Source organism: Verrucomicrobiota bacterium (genome assembly GCA_021413925.1).
Lineage (GTDB): Bacteria > Verrucomicrobiota > Verrucomicrobiia > Chthoniobacterales > UBA6821 > UBA6821.
In genome coordinates this window covers 1-19,970 of record JAIOPL010000002.1, presented here as the reverse complement: position 1 = coordinate 19,970, position 19,970 = coordinate 1, and the positions used below count along the sequence as shown (strand labels likewise).

Below are 19,970 nucleotides of genomic sequence, written 5' to 3'. Positions count from 1 at the left end.
GATTAGGCCTTCTCGTTGAGGGAGGCAACGCCCGGCAGGATTTTACCTTCGAGGAGTTCCAGTGAGGCTCCGCCCCCCGTGGAGGCATGGGTGACCTTGTCGATGACGCCGAACTTCTTCGCAGCTGTCGCGGTGTCGCCGCCTCCGACGATGGTCACAGCGCCCGATGCCGTGGCTGCCGCAACGGCTTCAGCCATGGCCTTGGTGCCCTCTGCAAAGATATCGAACTCGAAGACGCCACACGGACCGTTCCAGACGATTGTCTTCGCGGAGGCGATTACCTTCGCAAAGAGTTCGCGGGTCTTCGGGCCGCAGTCAAAGCCCTCCCAGCCGTCGGGAATGCCGCTCTCGACAGTGGCTGATCCCAGATTGGAGTCGGGGGAGAACTTGTCCCCCGTGATGAAATCCACGGGCAGGTGAATGCGGACCCCCTTTTCCTTGGCCTTGGCGACAAGTTCGGAAACGATCTCGGCACCGGCCGGATCATAGAGGCTGTTGCCGATCTGCATACCGTTGAGAACCTTGAGGAAGGTGTAGGCCATGCCGCCGCCAATGATGATGTCGTCCGCCTTATCGATGAGGCTTCGGATAAGCGGGATCTTGTCGGCGATTTTGGCGCCGCCGAGGATTGCAAGGAGAGGACGCTGCGGATTCTCAAGGACGGTGGCAAATGCGGCCAACTCCTTCTCGACAAGGAAACCGGCGACCTTATCGGGAAGATCGACGCCGGTAACGCTGGAGTGGGCGCGGTGGGAGGTGCCGAAGGCGTCGTTGACGTAAACATCGGCAAGCTTGCTCAGGCTGGCACGGAAGGCTGCCACTTTCGCTGGATCAGCCTTCACGCTGTTTCCTTCGGCGTCCTTGGCCTTGCCCTCCTCCTCGATATGGAAGCGGACGTTCTCGAGCAGAATGACTTCACCCGGCTTGAGCGCGGCACATTCGGCTTCAACTTCGGCTCCGACGCAGTTGTTAAGGAACTTCACGGGCTTGCCTAGCAGTTCCTGGAGCTTCTCGGCGACGGGCTTGAGCGTGTATTTGGCAACCTGCTCACCGTTCGGGCGTCCTAGATGGCTGGCAAGCACGACGGAGGCACCTTGATCGAGAGCGTACTGGATGGTTGGGAGAGCCGCAGTGATACGCTGGGTATTGGTGATCTCTCCGGTCTGCTTGTCCTGCGGGACGTTGAAATCGACGCGAATGAAGACGCGTTTGTCTGTGAGGTTGAGGTCCTTGATGGTTTTCTTTGCCATAGTGGTAGTGAAGGTGAGGTTGGTTGAAAAATTGGTTTTAAATTTTATAAAGAAAGAGGGCAGGAAAGTCAGGAACGAGCCTGCTTTTCCTGCCCTCGTGAATGGTTTTGCTTTTAGGCGCTGATCTTCTTGAGCAGGTCGACGCAGCGGTTGGAATAACCCCACTCGTTGTCGTACCAGGAAACGAGCTTGAAGAACTTGTCGTTCAGTTCCATGCCGGAGCCTGCGTCGAAAATGCTGGAGCGGGTGTCGTGGATGAAGTCGCTGGAGACAACCTCGTCCTCGGTGTAGCCAAGGATACCCTTGAGGTAGGTCTCGCTGGCCTTCTTCATGGCCTCGCAGATCTCCTTGTAGCTGGTGGACTTGGTGGTCTTGACAGTGAGATCGACGACGGAAACGGTCGGCGTCGGAACACGGAACGACATGCCGGAGAGCTTGCCTTTCACCTCAGGGCAGACAAGGCCAACGGCCTTTGCTGCTCCAGTCGTGGAGGGGATGATGTTGATGGCTGCGGAGCGGCCGCCCTTCCAGTCCTTCTTGGAAGGACCATCGACGGTCTTCTGGGTGGCGGTGTAGCTGTGCACGGTGGTCATGAGACCCTCCTCGATGCCGAATCCTTCCTTCAGGAGGACATGGACGACGGGAGCGAGACAGTTGGTGGTACAGCTGGCGTTGGAGATGATGTGGTGCTTGGAGATATCGAGTTTGTCATCGTTGACGCCCATGACGACGGTGATGTCCTCGTTCTTTCCGGGAGCGGAGATGAGCACTTTCTTGGCACCCGCGGTGATGTGGCCCTTGGCCTTCTCGCCCTCGGTGAAGAGGCCGGTCGACTCAATGACGATGTCGACGTTGAGATCCTTCCAAGGCAGAGCTGCAGGGCCTTCCTTAACGGCGAGGCACTTGATCTTGTGACCATTGACCACCAGCGTGTCGTCTTCGGCAACCTCGGGAGAGGATTTTTCGCTGTGCACCTCACCCTTGAAGAGACCCTGCGTGGAGTCGTACTTCACGAGGTAGGCGAGATTGTCGGCTGGAACGAGGTCGTTGACGGCGACGACTTTGTATCCTTTCTCAAGGAGTCCCTGTTCGACGATGGCACGGAAGACAAGGCGGCCGATGCGGCCGAACCCGTTGATGGCAATATTAGGCATGATGTTTGAGTTGGGTTGCCGGCGTTAGGGGTCGCTCGGGAAGGCAAAGTGTTAAAAGATGGGGGTTTCTCCGTCAATTTTAAACGGAACAGCCGGAGTCGCGGGAAGGTTCAAAACCTGTTTCTTCATCCCGATCAAGCTCAAGCGCCCGGATGATCGCCTCGATAGTCTGCTCGTGAGGAAGGCCCGTGGCATCGATTTGAATGTCGGCTGTGGCCTCGTAGATGGGGACTCGCGACTCCAGAAGCGCATTGAATGCGCCTCGTGGATTTTCCACATTCAGCAGTGGGCGTTTGCGGTTGCGGCTTGCGCGTTCAAAGAGGGTCTCCGGATCGGCATGTAGCCAGACAATCCTTCCGATACGATGCAGAAGCGCCCTGTTCTCTTCACGCAGAATGGCTCCACCGCCGGTTGCGAGAACGATATCCTTGGCGTGGACAAGCTCCCTAAGCTCGGCACTCTCCCGTTCACGGAAGCGCTCCTCTCCCTCTTCGGCAAAGAGCTCGCTGATGCTTATGCCTTGGGCTCGGGCAACGATCAGGTCGTCGCTGTCGAGGAATCCGTAATTCATGCGTTTTGCCAGACGACGCCCGATGCTGCTCTTTCCGCATCCCATGAAACCGATCAGGACGATGTTTGAATTCATGGGGTAAAGGTACTCGTCCGTCTGGAAAAAGAACATCTTCGAAGACGCTGTTCCCTCACCGAAGCGGGTTGATTGAAACGTCTCTCGTGAATACGCTTCCCGGATGAGTTCCAAAAAAACGAAGTCATCCAAACCCTCGGCCGCGACCAAGTCGTCACCTCTGGTGGGTGTCGTGATGGGGAGCAAGAGCGATTGGGAAACGATGGGTCACGCCGTGGCGCTCCTTGAGGAGTTCGGCGTCCCGTGCGAATACCGTGTCGTTTCCGCACACCGCATGCCTGAGGCCATGGCGACCTATGCCAAGGAAGCCGAGGCTAGGGGACTTCATGCAATCATCGCGGGCGCTGGTGGTGCAGCCCACCTTCCCGGCATGATCGCGGCTCAGACAACTGTGCCCGTACTCGGCGTCCCTGTGAAGAGCCGCACCATGGAAGGATTTGATTCTCTGCTTTCGATCGTCCAGATGCCGGCCGGTATTCCTGTCGCCACATTTGCCATCGGCGAGGCCGGGGCCAAGAATGCAGCGCTCTTTGCGATCGCCCAATTGGCCCTGCTCCATCAGGGGCTTTCTGCGAAGCTTGCCGCATTCCGGAAAAACCAGACCAAGGCTGCCGAAGAGAGTGTCCTTAAGGCGCCCAAGAAACTTCGCTTGAAACGCTAAGTAACTAATATTTCAGGATTTTTCAATGTGAGTGCCCGGATTGTTCATGGAGGGGAGGGGATCCGTGATTCCGTGGAACTCTTGCGGCAAGGGGGCGTTGTGGGGCTACCCACCGAGACGGTCTACGGACTGGCTGGCAATGCCTTTGATCCGATGGCGATTGCCCGGATATTCGAGGCCAAGGGACGCCCGCTTTCCGATCCTCTGATTGTTCACATCCCAGAAATGGGTTGGCTTGCGCGAGTTGTCCGATTTTCTTCAGACGAACAGAGAAATCTTGTGGAGAGATTGGCGGCGAACTTCTGGCCTGGTCCACTGACTCTTTTGCTGCCCAGGCGACCCGAGGTTCCGGATCTGGTTACTGCCGGATCGGAGTTCGTAGCGGTCCGGGTGACATCTCATCCACTCTTTCAGGAGGTGCTCCGAGGCATCAGCTCTCCGCTTGCTGCCCCCAGCGCCAATCGATTCGGTCGAATTAGCCCGACGAGCGCAATGGATGTCCAATTAGAACTAGGTAAATCCATTAATCTGATCCTAGATGGAGGTTGCTGTGAGCATGGTTTGGAATCTACGATCGTGGCTCTCAGGGAAGGTGGATTGGAAATCCTGAGGCCAGGTCCTATTACGGGTGACCAACTGAAGAAATATGGACATGTTCTCACGCCAAATGGGATTGTGAATACTCCGGGAAGTCTTCCGGGGCATTATGCCCCTAAAAAAGAGCTTCATATCATAGAGTCGGACATCCATGGATTTATTCCCAGAGCCAATTCCGGTTATCTTTCCTTTACCACCCCCTCACCCGAGATTCGAGAGCGATTTTCGCAGGTGGAAGTCCTGAGTCCTTTGGGGGATCTCCGCGAAGCAGCAGCCAATTTCTATGGAGCTCTTAGGAGACTAGACAATAGTAAAGCGGACATTATCTATGCCATGCGACTACCCGAAGAGGGGATCGGTTTGGCCGTTATGGATCGTTTGAAACGTGCCAGTTTTGGATCTCAGCACTCATCCCAATCCCATTAGAACCCAGCACGCATGAAAGGGGATCATTTAAAAAATGAGGGATTGAATACCAAGGCCGCCGGGGTCGTCGCCGGTGCGGTCATGCTAAGCCGGGTTCTGGGGTTGGGCCGTGAGTTGATCTTTGCCGGACTCTTCGGTGCGGGACGAGGCATGGATGCCTTTCTGACTGCATTTCGGGCTCCTAACTTACTGCGGGATCTCTTTGCAGAAGGGGCGCTTTCTACGGCATTTGTGACCGTGTTTTCGCAGAGGATCGCCACGGAGGGCGAGGGGTCGGCCTGGAAGCTTGCCTCCAAGATGGCAACTCTAACCACGGTCTTCATGAGTCTGGTTTCCCTGCTCGGGGTGATCTTTGCTGCTCAGTTCATCGGTTTTCTGGCACCGGGCTTCCCTGCGGAAAAGGCCGCCCTGACGATCGAGCTGACGCGGATCATGTATCCCTTCATCCTGATGGTTTCTCTGGCGGCTTTGGTCATGGGGATGCTGAACGCCACCAACCGCTTCACGGTCCCGGCCCTTGCCTCCAGTTTCTTCAATATCGGATCAATCGCGGGAGGCGTGATTTTCGGATGGTGGATCGATCCTCATTTCGGGGAACGTTCCCTGATCGGTCTTGCACTGGGTACGCTGCTCGGAGGGCTTCTTCAACTCGGTGTACAGTTGCCGGGTCTCTACAAAGCAGGGTTCCGGTTTGTCCTGGATTTCAACTGGAGGGATCCGGGTGTACGTCAGATCCTCCTGCTCATGCTCCCGGCCGTGATCGCCGCCAGTGCTGTTCAGATCAACGTCATGGTCAACAGCATCTTTGCCTCCTATCTGGGGAATGGTCCTATCAGCTGGCTCTCCTACGCCTTCCGCCTGATGCAACTGCCGCTGGGTGTCTTCGGCGTGGCCGTGGCGACGGTGACGCTGCCCGTCATCTCAAGGGCTGCGGTCTTGGGGGAGATGGGACGGTTCCGATCGACTCTTGCCAAGGCAATGCGTCTGGCGGTCTTTCTGACCCTGCCTGCCGCCGTGGGACTGATCGTGCTGGCTCAACCGATCATTGCCCTGATCTACCAACGTGGAAAGTTCCTGGATGCCGATACGCTGCATACTGCCGAAGCCCTTCAATACTACGCGATCGGTCTGGTGGGATACTCCTGCATCAAGGTGCTCTCACCAGCCTTCTACGCCATCAATCACAAATGGACTCCGATGATGGTGAGCTTTCTCTCTATCGGGATGAACCTCCTTCTCAACTGGCTCTTTATTTTCCGATTCGGAATGGGTCACCGGGGACTTGCCCTTTCGACAGCCCTCTCGGCCACGATGAATTTCATTTTGCTCTACATCCTCATGACCCGGATTTCCGGCTCACTGGAGACGAAGGCGATGGCTACCACCTTCGGCAGCTGTTTGCTGGCCGCGCTGCCTATCGGCCTTGTCGGTTGGTTGGGACAGCACTGGCTTGCAGGTCTGGGTCATGAACACGTTCTGATCCGTGCCATCGCTTTGCTACTCGTGATCAGCGGTGCGACCCTCCTCTTTCTGCTTTCCAGTTGGGCGCTGAAGATCGAGGGATTTCAGGAATTTCTCGGACTCTTAGCGCGCAAATTACGCCGGAAATCAGCGTAAGCTGTCTTCAGTCCCGATCCACGCTGAACTTTCCGGGGCCGATCAGGAGGAGTGAGAGGAAAACGGAACCGAGTTCGATAGCATGGGAGGCGACTGACCATTTCTCCATGAAATCGCCCGGTGTCGTGTGAAAGTGCATGGTGGTGGCCACGACCATGTTGATCACCAGAAAGAGACAGGCTGGGCGAAAACAGAAGCCTATCAGTAGGAGAAATCCGCCGACGGACTCTGCAAGCGCCGCCATCAGTCCCCAGAAGATCGGATAGGCTGTCACTCCGACGAACTGCATTGACTTGCCAAGCTTGATCCAAAGATCCGGACCTTCCATGAGCTTGGGAAGACCATGAGCCAGGAAGGAGAGTCCTATGAGGATGCGGAGGAGAAGAAGGCCTGTGTCACGGTACTTGCTGAGATAGCGAAAGATCATGGCCATTGGAATGCCTTCCGCAGTCAGCACTCACAAGAAAAAACGTTTCTTGAACGAACTGAGGGATGAAGAGATCTCTGGGAATCTGATTGATGAGGAAGAGCCAACACGATAAATAACAGTTCGCATGAAGATCCTCTCCAGCCTGCTTTCCGCCACCGCCGCGTTCGGTGTTCTACTTCTTGCCGGTTGCGCCAACGGACCGAAGGTCGATCCGCAGATCACTGCGGCCGTTGCTTCCGCCAACGTGAACAAGAGCACCTACGATAAGATCTTCAACGCTCAGACACTCTCCTACGCGGATATCATGAACCTAGTCCACGGCCATGTTCCCTCCCACATCACTGTCGGCTATCTCCGTAGCACTCAGAAAGTCTATGACTTCAGCTATTCCCAGCTTGCCTCACTCAAGGCTGCCGGAGCCAAGCCGCATCTGCTGAATTATCTCACAGAGACCCAGGGCTTCTACGGCAACAATGTGCCACCGAAGCCGGGCAACAAAGTCCCAGGTGATGTGAAGTACAACACCAAGCTGAACCAGGATCAGCAACCCTTCTACTACAATGCTCCTCTGGTCGATGATTGGTATGACTCAGCTTATACCGAGTCTTGCTACAGTCCCTTCTCTTTCGATACCGGCGGCGGAGGTTAGGGTTTGGTCTAGTTCAAGCTTTGGTTGAACAATCTGGGGTCTTCCCATGAGATGAAGAGCCCTGGAGTTCATCAGTTTTTCCTCGGCCGGTGAAGGCCACTCCTTTTTTTAGACAGCGATATCCTTTTCTTGGGATACTTCTGGCCGCTATTGCCGGGATACTCCTAAGTTCCTTTTTTAGCGCCGGATTATGGCTGCTGGCGGTTGTCTGCAGTGTTTGTCTGCTCCTGTTTTTGTTCCGCAGGCAGGGCGGAATGTGTTGGGCGGCGACGCTTGCTGTTTTCGCTCTTCTTCATCTTTGGAACTGGGACTTGTCACCGACGCGCAATCTTACGCCTTACCTTGATTCGATAGGGAACGAAGCAACGGGAAATGAGGTTGCCGTACGGGGTATCATCATTGGAGAGCCAAAAATTAGCCGCTCGGGATCCGCTACGTTCCCGTTGCGACTTGAGGAGTTGAGAGGAATTCAGAATGGGAATCTTCTGACAAAGGCCCCGCTGACAGTGCAAGTACGCTGGGCGGGAAATCAACCCTCTTACGGAGATCGTGTGCTCTTTCAGGGCATACCGGTGAGACCTGCCCCCCCTCGTAATCCCGGAGAGATGGATTATAGGCGATGGCTGGAAAGGCACGGGATCACCATCCGTTTCGAGTTGGATCCCTCGATTCCCGGAACGATCGAATCCAGTGGGCATGGAAATCCCCTCATGGTCTTTGCAATACGAGCGCGCCACCGCATGGAGGAAATCCTCTCGATCGATATGGAGCGAGTATCGGAGGTGAGGGGGGCGATCGAAGGAATCTGTCTCGGTGTCATCGAGCATGCACCGGAGGGATTTACAGATGATTTCCGGTTTACCGGTACCATGCATCTCTTCGCCGTCTCGGGCCTACACGTCGGCATGCTCGCCGTGATTCTCTGGTTCGCACTTAAGGCCGTGCGTATCCCGAGGACTTGGGCCGTGATTCTTACCATTCCGACGCTCTTCTTTTTTGTGCTGGTGACCGGAATGAAAATAGGGAGTATCCGGAGCGCCACCATGGCCTCGATTCTGTTGATAGGGATTACCCTCTTCCGTCGCTCCCCCTTACTGAACACCCTTGCCGCGGCAGCTTTTTTCCAGCTCGCACTGGATACTAACGATCTCTTCTCCGCAGGCTGGCAATTCTCCTACTCGGTGGTCTTCGCGATCATCGTCGCAGCACCGCGCATTGAGGCCTGGCTGATTCGGCTTCACGAGCCTGATCCTTTCCTGCCCGCCAAGCTGATCGGGACGCGCGAGAGGTGGGGATTCCGGGCATGGAATCATGTGTCCGGTCTGGCAGCCGTCTCGGCCTCTGCCTGGATCGGAGCGATCATTCCGACGCTCGCCTATTTCCATCTTATCTCCTTCTCTGCATTCGGAGCCAACCTTCTGGCTGTCCCGCTTGCCTTCCTTGTCATCTCCCTGGGGGCCTTGTCGCTTGTTGCTGGAACGTTTTCCAGCTGGATCGCTGGAGCGTTTAACAATGCCAACTGGCTTGTGACCAAGCTCCTGCTCTTTATCGTTCAAACTAGCGCCCTGATGCCTGGAGGACACTGGTTCGTAGGTGCTTCTGCTCCAGCCTTCCCAATAATGACCATTCTCGATCTGCGAGGAGGCTCCTGCGCGGTGATCAGGGATGGTAGCCAGTTTGTGCTTATCAATGCAGGGAAGAAGAGAGATGCCGTGGCAACTATTCTACCGTGTCTGGAATCTCTGGGGGCGAATTCTATCAGAAGTTGTCTCATCACCAAGCTGGATGCCTCTCATCTCGGGGGCTTGCCGATTGTGAGCAAGGAAATCCCCGTCTCGGAAGTCCTGGTTTCCTCAACGATTTCTCATTCCCAGATTGCAAAGGGCATCCTCTCCTCAGTTCACTCCCATACGGTTTTGCCTGGCAAGCCTATCTCTCTTTCGAAGCGGGTGAGCGCGGAGTTACTGACAACAGGCGACAACGGTCTTCCGGCAATCCGGATCCTGTTGAGCGAATCTCGAATTTTGGTTCTTCCTCTAGCAGATCAGGAACTGATCTCTTCCCTGTCGGTGGTGTCTGATGATTCCCTCCATGCTGATGTGCTTATGATGCCGCTGGGTGGCGCTCAATTAGCCTCCACGCTGGCCCTTATCACAAGGATCGCGCCGAAGGCGGTGATCACACCGGTCGATCCCTTCAAACAAAACGGCGTCCCGAGCGGCGAGTGGGAACGTCTCTTGGCAGAGAAAGGCATCAAGCTTTTCCGTCAGAACAAAAGTGGCGCGCTCTTCATCGAATCCGCCGCAGAGGGAACATCGATCAAGCCGTTTTTGGACAATTCAGATTCGAATCGCTAAGAAAACGAGAGAGAGGAGATCCTCTGTTCGAAGAGATTGTGTCGTGCCGGATCGTAATGATGGCCGATGAAGCCCACCGACTCGGCGCCTCTCACATTCTCTTCCAGGTCATCAATATAGAGCGTCGTCGAGGGATCCACTCCGAACTGGTTTTGGGCCATTTCAAAAATCCGTGGCTCGGGTTTCATAACGCCCGCCTTGTAGGAGTAGATGCCATCCACGAAGAGCGTCGTGAAGAAATCATATTCCTCGAAAATATGATCGTGGTGGATGCATCCGATATTGGAGAGAAGGTAGAGCGGTGTCTTCCCATGCAGCGAGCGGGCCCACTCAAGCATCGGGGTGTTGACCTGAAAGATCCGTGTCCAGAGCTCCATGAAGTGGTCTTCGGGTCCGTCATGGGCAAAGGCCTCTCGGACTACACGAATGAACTCCTCTCTACTGATGGTGCCGGTTTCATGGGCCATCCGGTGCGGGTGAAGTTCCTCGATCGAGGGTGCGGACTCTCTGCCTGTGTGAGAAAGCAAGGCCCTCTCCGCAATGAAGTAGTCGAAGGTCAGCAGAACATTGCCGATGTCGAAGATGATGGCGTTGATTTGAGGCATTGGAAAAAAGGAAAAGAGAGGAATGAAAAAAAGAGCGAGGTTAGGTAAAACTCTTCAGGTTTGCTTGCCCGGCGGTTGCTTCGCATCTGTTACGGCAGGTCTCAGTTTCATCCTTCTTTGCGGGCCTCTTCAAGGACCGTAATCGCCGAATTTCTGGCTCCTTCTGGCGTGCCAGTCTTCCATGCATTGGCTTCCCATGTCTTCCAGACTTGGGCTCCATGGGAGAAGGCATGCCTCACGGCTGCGCCGACGGCCTGGGGCGATGCGGCGGTGCATCCACAGTTTTCGGTCGTCAGGAGCTCCGCGTTGCCCTCCTCCTGTCCCGGAATGACCTGGCTCATGATGAGAGGAGTAGCTGCTGCTAGGCATTCCTGGACCGTGGCGCCCCCTGCCTTGGCCACGACGAGATGGCTCGAGGCCATCCTCTCTGGCAGGTTCTCCATCCATCCCTCGATCTTGATCGGCCGATCGAACGTTGAGGCAATCTTCTGTAGTGCTGCGCGTAGTTCCTCATCCCGGCCGCAGGCGGCAGAGAGTTCGATCCCCTCTACCTCGCCGAGATGCTGTAGGATTTTCGCTGCATTCTTCTGGCCCGGATTCACAAGGAAGAGGACCTTGGGAGTTCTCGAAGGCCCGGGACCCACTCTCTCCCCACGAAGGGTTTCGAAGAGCGCAGGTACGGGGAATCCCGTCACCCGCAGGATATCACGGGAAACACCCGCCTCTTCCATGACCTGGGCGGTAACCTCATTTGGAACAAGAAAGAGATCCGAGTGCCCGCTGTACCAGAGCGAGTTGATGGAGATCGAGTCTGTGACCGCAGTGACGGTGCGGAAGGAACGGTTCACCTTGCCGTACAGATGATCGAGCAGGTGGTTGTATCCAGGGTAGGTCGAGGCGATGACCGCCGGGTTCATTTCTGAGATTCGCTTGCTAAGCAGGCGGGCGCATCGCTTGTAAACAGAGACCCTACCCGGGGCCGTCTTATCCTTGTCTAGAAACTTGTAGAATCCACCCCAGAGTGCCGGGAAGTGGTTAATGAAGAAGAAGTATCCCTTCTGGGCTAGCGTGTAGAGCGGACCGTAGGCCTCGGCGAAGAGATCCCTGACTTCGACCTCCCGCTCGGGATCAAGAGCGCGCAGGGCGATTGCTAGATTCCTAGCGGCTGCATTGTGCCCCTCCCCGAAGGCGGAGGTAAGGATGAGGATCGGGCGTTTCATGGATGATTTGGAAATAGGAGATCGACTCAAAGCCACTTCTTGCTGCGGAAATAGAGGAACATCGACACAGAGATCGAGATCATCACGAGCCAGCAGGCGGGATACCCATAGCGCCATTCGAGTTCAGGCATGTTGTAGGGGCTGTCATGGAAATTCATTCCATAGACTCCGACCAGAAAGGTCAGGGGCATGAAGATTGTGGCAAAAAGCGTCAGCACCCGCATGATTTCATTCGTCCGATAACTCAGGCTGGAATGATAGACATCCATGAGTCCGGAGGTGAGATCGCGATAGTTTTCGATAATGTCGATGATCTGTGTGATGTGTTCGTAGCAGTCGCGCAGAAACACCCGCGTAGTTTCAGTCACCAGTCCATTGTCCTCATGCATCAGGTGACTGAAGACCTCTCTCTGAGGCCAGGCACCCCGTCGCATCTCAAGAAGGACTCTCTTGTAGTAGAAGAGATCCTTCAGGATCTCCCGGCTTGGACTTTCTACCAGAGCCTCTTCGATTACCCCGGTCTCGTCCCCGATCATTTCAAGCACAGGGAAGTAATGGTCAATCACCGTATCGAGCAACGCGTAGGTGAGAAAGTCTGCACCATGCTTCCGTACCAGTGATTCCGGCAGATGAAGGCGCCTACGCACTTCGTGAAAGGAGTCCCTCTTGTCGTTCTGTTGGAAGGTGATGACGGTATTCTTGGTGAAGAAGAGACTCAGTTGCTCCACCTCGACCACTCCCTCCTGATCCTTGGGGGAATAGGCCATGGAGGTTATCAGAAAAATCCCATTATCCAGACTCTCCATCTTCGGACGCTGCGAGGTGAGGATGTCCTCGACGACTAGTGGCCCTAGTTCGAAATGGGCTCCCAGTGCCTTCACGGATTCGACATCTCCAAGCCCGTTGATATCGATCCAATTGTTTTTTTTAGGATCGAGTCGGAGGATCGCATCGGCCACGTCGGCACAGACGCTTTCCTCCACAGAATCCAAATCGTAGGTGCAGAGGGTGATGCTTGGCTTGACTGCTTCACCACGTCCTTGAAGCTCAAGGGCAACGGGCGAGGTGCCGGGTGTCAGATAGACCAGTTTGAGCATGGCTTCAGCAAGTGATGGGATTCATGTGATCGAATCCCGTGGGAAGAAGAGACGACTTCTCGCCCGGAGGCAAGACGACACCGATCGGGGTAAGAAGTACGCCTGATGAGGCGACATTCCAGCGTTGTTGAATGCCGGGCCAGCTTTTGGCTGCTACGGTCAGGAGTAACTCGTAGTCCTCCCCATCGGAAACACCTTCATGAAAGGAGCACCCCCGGTTGAGCGGTAGACCGTCCCATGCCAACCTGAATGAGCATCCGCTCGAATTCGCTAGCTTCGGGAGATCGCTTCCTAGGCCGTCGCTGAGATCCATCATCGCAGTGACTCCCTTTTCTCCACCGAGCCAGCGACCCTCAGCCACGCGGGGTTGGAAGTTGAGATGGCGGCCACTCTTGAAGGATCCGCCCAGTTTTCCCGTGACACAGATCAAATCGCCGGGTCTGGCTCCCGAGCGAAGCTTCAGATTTTGTTTCGGCACGTTCCCGGTTATTGTGACCGAGAGAAAGAGGGGGCCCGGCGAGCGCGCCGTCTCTCCTCCTACCACGGAGACTCCGAACTCCCGGGCAGCCTTCCCGATCCCGCGATAGAGCGAGCGCCATTCTGTGGAACCCCAGTGCGAGGGAGCGGCCACCGTGATCAAGGCATGATGAGGAGATCCCCCCATAGCTGCGATGTCGCTGATGGGACGGCAGAGAGCCTTCCATCCTACTTTGTTCCAGGGCGTGCCTTTGAGGAAATGAACTCCCTCCACAAGCGCATCGGTCTTGAGTAGTTCCAGATGCCCGCTTTGATGCGAGGAACTGATGACTGCGCAGTCATCCCCGATGCCAGCCAGCACCTCGGGCCCCGGGGAGGGAAGCTCACGACTGATGACCTTCAGCAACTCATCCTCGGATCGGAGCTGTTGTTTCATCAGGAAATGGCGTCTGGCCAGAGAATCAGGACCACGATGGTCGAGGCATTAAAGGCGGCATGCATCGTGATCGATGCCCAGAGCGATCCGGTTCGCTCGTAGAGCAAGCAGAGGATAATCGCCAGAATCCCAAGGCCTAGGAGAGAGGGGAGGTGGACATGGATCGCGGCGAAGAGTAGCGAGGAAGTCAGCAGGGCAGGCAGTCGGCCACCGTAACTTCTGATCACTCCGTAGAAGTATCCCCGGAAGATCACCTCCTCCGCCACGGGAGCCATGATGACGGCCATGAAGATGACTGCGGCGCGATGCTTGAGATCGGGATGCTCCAGAAAGTATTTCACGATCATCTGGGAGTCGTCCGCGCTTCCGAAGATCTTCTGGACCAGTCCCTGGGCCGCCAGGATCAAGGGATAGGTGATCAGCAACCAGAGAAGGCCTGTGCCAGCAGCCTTTGGCAGGCGCGAGGGCTCCAGTCCGAAGGTCTCGATCGCCGATTTCCCCTGGAATCCGATCACCCCAAAAATCCCCAGTATCAAAGAGGTGTAGACGATCGAATTAGCGACGATGGCCCTGAGAGTGATCGCCTGATCGGACCCGAAGGACTGCCAGATTACGGAGATCATCCAGATCCCAAGAATGGATGCACAGAGAACGTCTGGCAGGCCGAAGGGCTTGGTAGTCAACCGGGCCTGGGCGGAACTGCGATAGGCCAGCCATCCGTAGAATGCGAGTAGGACTAGAAACCCAATTAGCGGAAGCAGGATTACTGAGGGTATATAGGCTTGCATTAGAAAGCGTAGAAGGAGGGGAGCAGGTAGAGGCGTCCACTTTCAAGCTTCATGCCTGCGGCCGAACCAACATTCAGGTCGAGGTGGATGTCGCTTTTTGCCGAGTCCTCGAACAAGCGTAGGAACTGGGCAAGTCCGCGTTTCTTCTCATAGCGCACAACTTCCGCCCCGGGATCGTTGCCCAGAGTTCGGGCTTTCGCATAGGCATCCTCGATGTAGCCGAGCTGATCGACGAGCTTCGCGGCATACGCATCTTTGCCGCTCAGGACCCGACCATCGGCGATGCCATCGCGCAGAGTGACAGCGTCGAGATGGCGCGAGTTGGCAACGATGTTGAGAAAGCGGTCGTAGGTTTGCATCACGAGTCCTTGGAAGTAGCTCTTCTCCTCTTCGGTCAGGTCGCGTGCGCCGTTAAGGGCATCCTTGAACTGGCCGCTCTTGAAGACCACAGACTGGAGGCCGATCTTTCCGAAGAGTTCCTTGTAGTTCAATGTCGAGATGATCACGCCGATGCTGCCGGTGAAGCTGGTGTCGCTGCACATGATCCACGATCCGGCACAGGCGATGTAGTAGGCAGCCGAGGTGCCGATGGAGTTGATGAAGATAACAACCGGTTTCTTGGCGCTAAGCTTGCCGAGGGCATGGTGGATTGTATCTCCCGCGGTGACTTCGCCACCGGGAGAGTCCACGGAAATCACGACGGCCTTCACTTTAGGATCATTAGCAGCCTGCTGAAAGGCCTCCTTCAGATCATCGACCATCGAGTCACCAGAGGTGGAGACCCCATGTCTGTAGGAGATGAGTCCATCGAGCCGGATCACGGCGATCTTGTCGGAGCTGTCATGTCCCTGGACAAGCGTCGTCTCCGCAAATTTCTTTTCGGTCATGGCTTTTGCCGGTCCCGCGCCGCGTGAACCCAGCGCGATCAGCAGCACGAGATTCGCGAACAGACTGAACCCAAGCAGCACGATCAGGAACAGCGGTAGACATCCGGACTTCTTCATGAGTCCAGCAGAGTGGAGGAGCCGACGAAACTTCTCAAGAGAACTCACAGGGGGAGGGGAGTGAACTCACAGGGATGAAGGGGATAAAGGAGATTTCAGGACAGCGAGATACATTCTCTGAGACTATGTAAGATTCTTGCTCCATCCCTTTCATCCCCTTCATCCCTGTGAAACTCTGTTGACTCTTCCTCTTTGTGAATAACTTGGGAACAAGAGCGAAAAAGATGTTCCAGATGACGGCTGGCACAGGAGGGGGCAAGGAGTTATGACTGCTTCCATGTCCAAAGCAGAACTCCGCGCCCGTCTCGACGAGATAGGGGTGCGTCCGAGCAAGATGCTCGGGCAGAATTTCCTACTCGATACGAATCTGGCCCGCGCGATTGTGGCTGATCTTGAACCTTCCGAGGGTGATCATCTCGTGGAGGTTGGGCCCGGTATGGGGGCGCTCACTGTGCACATTCTGGAGTCGCCGGCGCGCAGGATTACCCTGATCGAACGGGATCACCGTCTGGCTGCAGAATTGACCGAGCGGTATGCCGCCGAGATCGCCTCCGGTCGTCTGGAGATCCGTCAGGGTGACGGGGCGAAAACAGACCTCCTCTCTCTCTTCGGTTACGGCCCCGTGAAGATGGTGGGGAATCTCCCTTACAGCGCCTCCACGGCGATCATTGGGCGCTTCACAGAGGCCGCTTCACCCGCTTCCAGACTTGTTCTGATGGTGCAGAGGGAGGTGGCGGATCGTTTGGCTGCGACCCCGGGGCACAAGGATTATGCTGCCCTCACTGTGCAGTTAGGTAGGCGCTGGTCTGTGAGGAAGTTGCGGGTCGTTCCTCCGGATGTTTTCTGGCCGCGACCCGGTGTCGAGTCGGCGGTCATTGCGGTGAATCCCCGTGCAGTTTCCGGGCTTCCGAACTGCGATCCGGAGATCTTTTCCGCACTTGTCCGGAAGGGCTTTTCCTCACGTCGAAAGCAACTCCGATCCCTGCTGGATTTGCCCAAGGGACTCTGGGAGGAGTGGGCTTTTGCCAAGGGTCATCCGCTCACCGCCAGGGCAGAGGATCTTTCTGTGGATGACTGGGCCGATATTGCGTTCTTGCTCACTCATCCGGGCCACGATCACCCCGGTGAAGTCTGCGATGTGGTGGACTCCGATGACCGGATTCTCGATTCCCGACTCCGTAGCGACGTCCATGTGAATAACCTCACGCACAGGGCCGTTCACCTTTGGATCTTCAATGCTCAGGGAGAGCTCTTTCTGCAAAAACGTTCCCCCTGGAAGATCAATCATCCCGACCTCTGGTGCTCCAGTGCGGCAGGACATGTCGATACCGGCGAGACCTACGAAGAGGCGGGACATCGGGAGATGAGAGAGGAGATCGGAGCGGATTGTCCTCTGGTCAAGTTCTGGAAAACCAGCGCCTCAGAGGAGACGGGCAATGAGTTCGTGGAGTTCTTGGTCGGACGCTGTGATGGTCCCTTCCGGTTTGCGCCGGGTGAGGTCGAGACAGGAGCCTTCTTTTCTGTGGAGCAGATTGCCCGCTGGGTGGAGCGAACTCCTCAGGAATTCACCCCTCTCTTCAAGATGGCGGCAGCCAAATTCCTAGGAGAGACAGAGAGTCTCAGGAAGCTCACCTCTGTCGCATAACTGAGACATGATGACTCTTGTTGAGTTCGCTTGATAGAGGAGGCAGAAATTGTATCCATCTATCCTAGAAAGAGATGCAGCATATTAAAGCTTTAGGCACGCCCTTTGCTAAATTATAGATGCTATGTCTAAAATCCTAGGAATCGATTTGGGAACAACCAACTCCTGCATGTCCGTTATGGAAGGTGGAGAGCCGGTTGTTCTGGAAAACTCAGAAGGCGCCCGCACGACCCCCTCGGTTGTTGCTTTCAGCAAGAGTGGCGAGCGTCTTGTCGGCCAGGCCGCCAAGCGTCAGGCCATCACCAACCCACAGAACACCATCTTCTCCGTGAAGCGTTTCATGGGCCGCAAGTACGACGAGTGCCGCGGCGAGCAGGATCGCGTTCCCTACAAGCTGGTGAAGGCCGCCAACGGCGATGCCCATATCCAGGTTGAGATTGACGGCAAGCCCAAGGCTTTCTCCCCTCCGGAGATCTCCGCCATGATCCTTGCCAAGCTCAAGAGCGACGCCGAGGCCAAGCTGGGTGAGAAGATTACCCAGGCGGTCATCACGGTTCCTGCTTATTTCAATGACTCCCAGCGCAACGCTACCAAGGACGCAGGCAAGATCGCCGGTCTCGAGGTCATGCGCATCATCAACGAGCCGACCTCCGCCTCTCTGGCCTACGGCCTCGAGAAGAAGGCTGACGAGAAGATCGCCGTCTACGATCTCGGCGGCGGCACCTTCGACATCTCCTGCTTGGAGCTTGGAGACGGCGTCTTCGAGGTTCGCGGCACCAACGGCGACACCCACCTGGGTGGCGACGACTGGGATCACCGCATCATGGACTGGATCATCGAGGAATTTAAGAAAGAGTCCGGCATCGACCTCACCAAGCAGCCTGACGCCGTCCAGCGTATCAAGGAAGAGGCCGAGAAAGCCAAGATCGCCCTCTCCTCCACCCAGGAGTACGAGATCAATCTCCCCTTTGTCACCGCTGACGCCAGCGGACCGAAGCACATCCAGAAGAAGCTCACTCGTGCCAAGCTCGAGCAGCTCACGGACGATCTCTTCCAGCGCACCATCAAGCCCGTCGAGGATTGCTTGGCCGATGCCAAGTGGAAAAAGGGCGACGTGAACGAGCTCGTTCTTGTCGGCGGCATGACCCGCATGCCCAAGGTCGTCGAGACCGCCCGCAACATGATTGGCAAAGAGCCCCACAAGGGTGTCAACCCCGATGAGGTTGTGGCGATCGGTGCGGCTATTCAGGGCGGCGTGCTTCGCGGCGACGTGAAGGATGTTCTCCTGCTTGACGTGACACCACTCACCCTCGCGATCGAGACAGCTGGAGGCATCGCCACCCCGATGATCCCCCGCAACACCACGATCCCTACCAAAAAGAGCAACGTCTTCTCCACCTACAGCGACAACCAGCCCGGTGTGGAGATCAAGGTTCTCCAGGGAGAGCGCCCGCTCGCCCGTGATAACAAGCAGCTCGGCGTCTTCCATCTTGACGGCATCCCGCCAGCCGCCCGTGGCACACCTCAGATCGAGGTCACCTTCGACATCGATGCGAACGGCATCCTGAACGTCTCTGCCAAGGACCTTGGTTCGGGCAAGGAGCAGAAGATCTCCATCACCGGTTCGAGCGGTCTCAGCAAGGAAGAGATCGAGCGGATGCAGCGCGAGGCCGAGGCCCATGCCGAGGAAGATCTCAAGGCCAAGGAAGGTATCGAGATCCGCAACAACGCCGACACACTCGCCTACCAGTGCGAGAAGCAGCTCACCGATCTCGGTGAGAAGCTCGATGGCGCCAAGAAGAAGGAGATCGAAGACGAGATCGCCAAGGTGCGCGAGGCCCTCAAGGGTAGCGACATCGAGGCTGTTAAGTCCTCCTACGAGGTTCTTCAGACCAAGTTCCAGGAGATTAGCGCCGAGCTCTACAAGAATGCCGCAGCAGCAGGTGCCGGAGCCGGACCTGAAGCCGCAGACGGAGCAGGTGCCGCCTCAGGGCATGCAGCGGAGCCCAAGAAGGACGCGGACGTTGTCGACGCCGAGTTCGAGATGGTCGACGAGGATAAGGGAGAGAAGGCAGACAAGGCAGATAAGGCAGATAAGGGCAAGAAGAAGTAAGTCTCGCCACTCTCCGCAAGAATTTAGCAACAAGCCCTCCCGCAGGTGCGGGCAGGGGCAAACGTTAGAAAACCACAACCATAAGGAAAAACACACCATGGCAGTAAACATCCAACCTCTCGGTGACCGTGTGCTCGTGCAGACGATCGATGAGAAGGAAGTCAAGAAGGGCGGGATCATCATCCCTGACACCGCCAAGGAAAAGCCGACAGAGGCCAAGGTCATTGCCCTCGGCACCGGCAAGCTCGACGAAGACGGCAAGAAGATCGCCTTCACCGTTAAGAAGAACGACACCGTTCTCATCTCCAAGTACGGCGGCACCGAGGTCAAGGTCGACGGCGAGACCTATCTGATCATGCGCGAGGACGATATCCTCGGCATCATCGGCTAATCCACACAATCTAACCAACCAACACACAGAAGAATATTATGGCAGCTAAACAACTCCAGTTCGACGAGGCCGCACGCCACGCACTCCTGCGCGGTGTCGAGAAACTCGCCAAGGCAGTCAAGGCAACGCTTGGGCCCTCGGGTCGCAACGTCATCCTCGACAAGAAATTCGGCAGCCCAACGATCACCAAGGACGGCGTCAGCGTCGCCAAGGAGATCGAGCTTGAGTGCCCGTTCGAGAACATGGGCGCCCAGCTCGTTCGTGAAGTTGCTTCCAAGACCAGCGACATCGCCGGTGACGGAACAACGACCGCGACCGTACTCGCCGAGGCCATCTACAAAGAGGGTCTCAAGAACGTCACCGCCGGTGCCAACCCCACTTCCCTGCAGCGCGGAATCAACAAGGCC

At 56.2% G+C, this 19,970-nt stretch carries 18 protein-coding genes and 1 pseudogene; 9 read left to right on the top strand and 10 right to left on the bottom strand.

All coding sequences use genetic code 11. The features are described from left to right. Positions 1-2: 2 nt before the first annotated feature. The 3 genes from pgk to K8R57_00940 form a co-directional block, all read right to left on the bottom strand. Complete coding sequence (gene pgk / locus K8R57_00950) at positions 3-1,250, bottom strand: phosphoglycerate kinase (protein ID MCE9586867.1); 1,248 nt, start codon at positions 1,248-1,250, stop codon at positions 3-5. A 113-nt stretch (positions 1,251-1,363) separates the two neighbouring features. Next, entirely contained in the window at positions 1,364-2,407 is a 1,044-nt protein-coding gene (gene gap, locus K8R57_00945; GenBank protein MCE9586866.1) for a type I glyceraldehyde-3-phosphate dehydrogenase, read from the bottom strand. Between the two features lie 76 nt (positions 2,408-2,483). Further along, positions 2,484-3,050: a shikimate kinase gene (locus tag K8R57_00940; protein MCE9586865.1), complete on the bottom strand. Its 567-nt coding sequence runs from the start codon at positions 3,048-3,050 to the stop codon at positions 2,484-2,486. A gap of 103 nt (positions 3,051-3,153) precedes the next feature. Here K8R57_00940 and purE point away from each other — a divergent pair, with 103 nt between their 5' ends. From purE to murJ, 3 genes and pseudogenes are all read left to right on the top strand, one after another. Further along, the gene (purE, locus tag K8R57_00935; GenBank protein ID MCE9586864.1) at positions 3,154-3,711 is read left to right on the top strand and encodes a 5-(carboxyamino)imidazole ribonucleotide mutase; all 558 of its coding nucleotides are present in this window, start codon (positions 3,154-3,156) and stop codon (positions 3,709-3,711) included. Between the two features lie 69 nt (positions 3,712-3,780). Then, positions 3,781-4,734 (top strand): annotated as a pseudogene (locus K8R57_00930) (threonylcarbamoyl-AMP synthase). A 12-nt stretch (positions 4,735-4,746) separates the two neighbouring features. Continuing rightward, positions 4,747-6,351, top strand: coding sequence for a murein biosynthesis integral membrane protein MurJ (gene murJ / locus K8R57_00925; GenBank protein ID MCE9586863.1), 1,605 nt, complete (start codon positions 4,747-4,749; stop codon positions 6,349-6,351). Positions 6,352-6,358: 7 nt separating this feature from the next. Here murJ and K8R57_00920 read toward each other — a convergent pair whose 3' ends face one another. Next, positions 6,359-6,784, bottom strand: a complete 426-nt coding sequence (locus K8R57_00920; protein ID MCE9586862.1) for a DoxX family protein — start codon at positions 6,782-6,784, stop codon at positions 6,359-6,361. Positions 6,785-6,905: 121 nt separating this feature from the next. Between K8R57_00920 and K8R57_00915 the strand changes: the two genes are divergently transcribed. Both K8R57_00915 and K8R57_00910 read left to right on the top strand, forming a co-directional pair. Then, complete coding sequence (locus K8R57_00915; GenBank protein MCE9586861.1) at positions 6,906-7,430, top strand: hypothetical protein; 525 nt, start codon at positions 6,906-6,908, stop codon at positions 7,428-7,430. An 89-nt stretch (positions 7,431-7,519) separates the two neighbouring features. Next, positions 7,520-9,787 (top strand): ComEC/Rec2 family competence protein, encoded by a 2,268-nt coding sequence (locus tag K8R57_00910; GenBank protein MCE9586860.1) that lies wholly within the window; start codon positions 7,520-7,522, stop codon positions 9,785-9,787. On the opposite strand, the gene K8R57_00905 is transcribed toward K8R57_00910, so the two are convergent. The 6 genes from K8R57_00905 to sppA all read right to left on the bottom strand — a co-directional run bounded on the left by K8R57_00905 (position 9,784) and on the right by sppA (position 15,414). Beyond that, on the bottom strand, positions 9,784-10,392 hold the full coding sequence (locus K8R57_00905; GenBank protein MCE9586859.1) for an HAD family phosphatase: 609 nt from the start codon (positions 10,390-10,392) through the stop codon (positions 9,784-9,786). The two genes, K8R57_00910 and K8R57_00905, sit on opposite strands and share 4 nt — an antisense overlap. Before the next feature lie 107 nt (positions 10,393-10,499). Further along, the gene (locus K8R57_00900) at positions 10,500-11,612 is read right to left on the bottom strand and encodes a hypothetical protein (GenBank protein MCE9586858.1); all 1,113 of its coding nucleotides are present in this window, start codon (positions 11,610-11,612) and stop codon (positions 10,500-10,502) included. Between the two features lie 26 nt (positions 11,613-11,638). Then, complete coding sequence (gene corA / locus K8R57_00895; GenBank protein MCE9586857.1) at positions 11,639-12,709, bottom strand: magnesium/cobalt transporter CorA; 1,071 nt, start codon at positions 12,707-12,709, stop codon at positions 11,639-11,641. A 4-nt stretch (positions 12,710-12,713) separates the two neighbouring features. Beyond that, positions 12,714-13,622 (bottom strand): thiamine-phosphate kinase, encoded by a 909-nt coding sequence (gene thiL / locus K8R57_00890; GenBank protein ID MCE9586856.1) that lies wholly within the window; start codon positions 13,620-13,622, stop codon positions 12,714-12,716. Continuing rightward, entirely contained in the window at positions 13,622-14,410 is a 789-nt protein-coding gene (locus tag K8R57_00885; protein MCE9586855.1) for a CPBP family intramembrane metalloprotease, read from the bottom strand. The genes thiL and K8R57_00885 overlap by 1 nt, the downstream gene beginning before the upstream one ends. Further along, the gene (gene sppA, locus K8R57_00880) at positions 14,410-15,414 is read right to left on the bottom strand and encodes a signal peptide peptidase SppA (GenBank protein ID MCE9586854.1); all 1,005 of its coding nucleotides are present in this window, start codon (positions 15,412-15,414) and stop codon (positions 14,410-14,412) included. Before sppA ends, K8R57_00885 begins: the two co-directional genes overlap by 1 nt. A 277-nt stretch (positions 15,415-15,691) precedes the next feature. Between sppA and rsmA the strand changes: the two genes are divergently transcribed. From rsmA to groEL, 4 genes are all read left to right on the top strand, one after another. Next, positions 15,692-17,059 carry a 16S rRNA (adenine(1518)-N(6)/adenine(1519)-N(6))-dimethyltransferase RsmA gene (rsmA, locus tag K8R57_00875; protein MCE9586853.1) on the top strand — a complete coding sequence of 456 codons (1,368 nt, stop codon included), beginning with the start codon at positions 15,692-15,694 and terminating at the stop codon, positions 17,057-17,059. A gap of 124 nt (positions 17,060-17,183) precedes the next feature. Further along, the gene (gene dnaK, locus K8R57_00870) at positions 17,184-19,172 is read left to right on the top strand and encodes a molecular chaperone DnaK (protein MCE9586852.1); all 1,989 of its coding nucleotides are present in this window, start codon (positions 17,184-17,186) and stop codon (positions 19,170-19,172) included. A 97-nt stretch (positions 19,173-19,269) separates the two neighbouring features. After that, on the top strand, positions 19,270-19,563 hold the full coding sequence (groES, locus tag K8R57_00865) for a co-chaperone GroES (GenBank protein MCE9586851.1): 294 nt from the start codon (positions 19,270-19,272) through the stop codon (positions 19,561-19,563). Positions 19,564-19,601: 38 nt separating this feature from the next. Then, a partial coding sequence (gene groEL, locus K8R57_00860) for a chaperonin GroEL (GenBank protein ID MCE9586850.1) occupies positions 19,602-19,970 on the top strand: 369 nt, incomplete at its 3' end.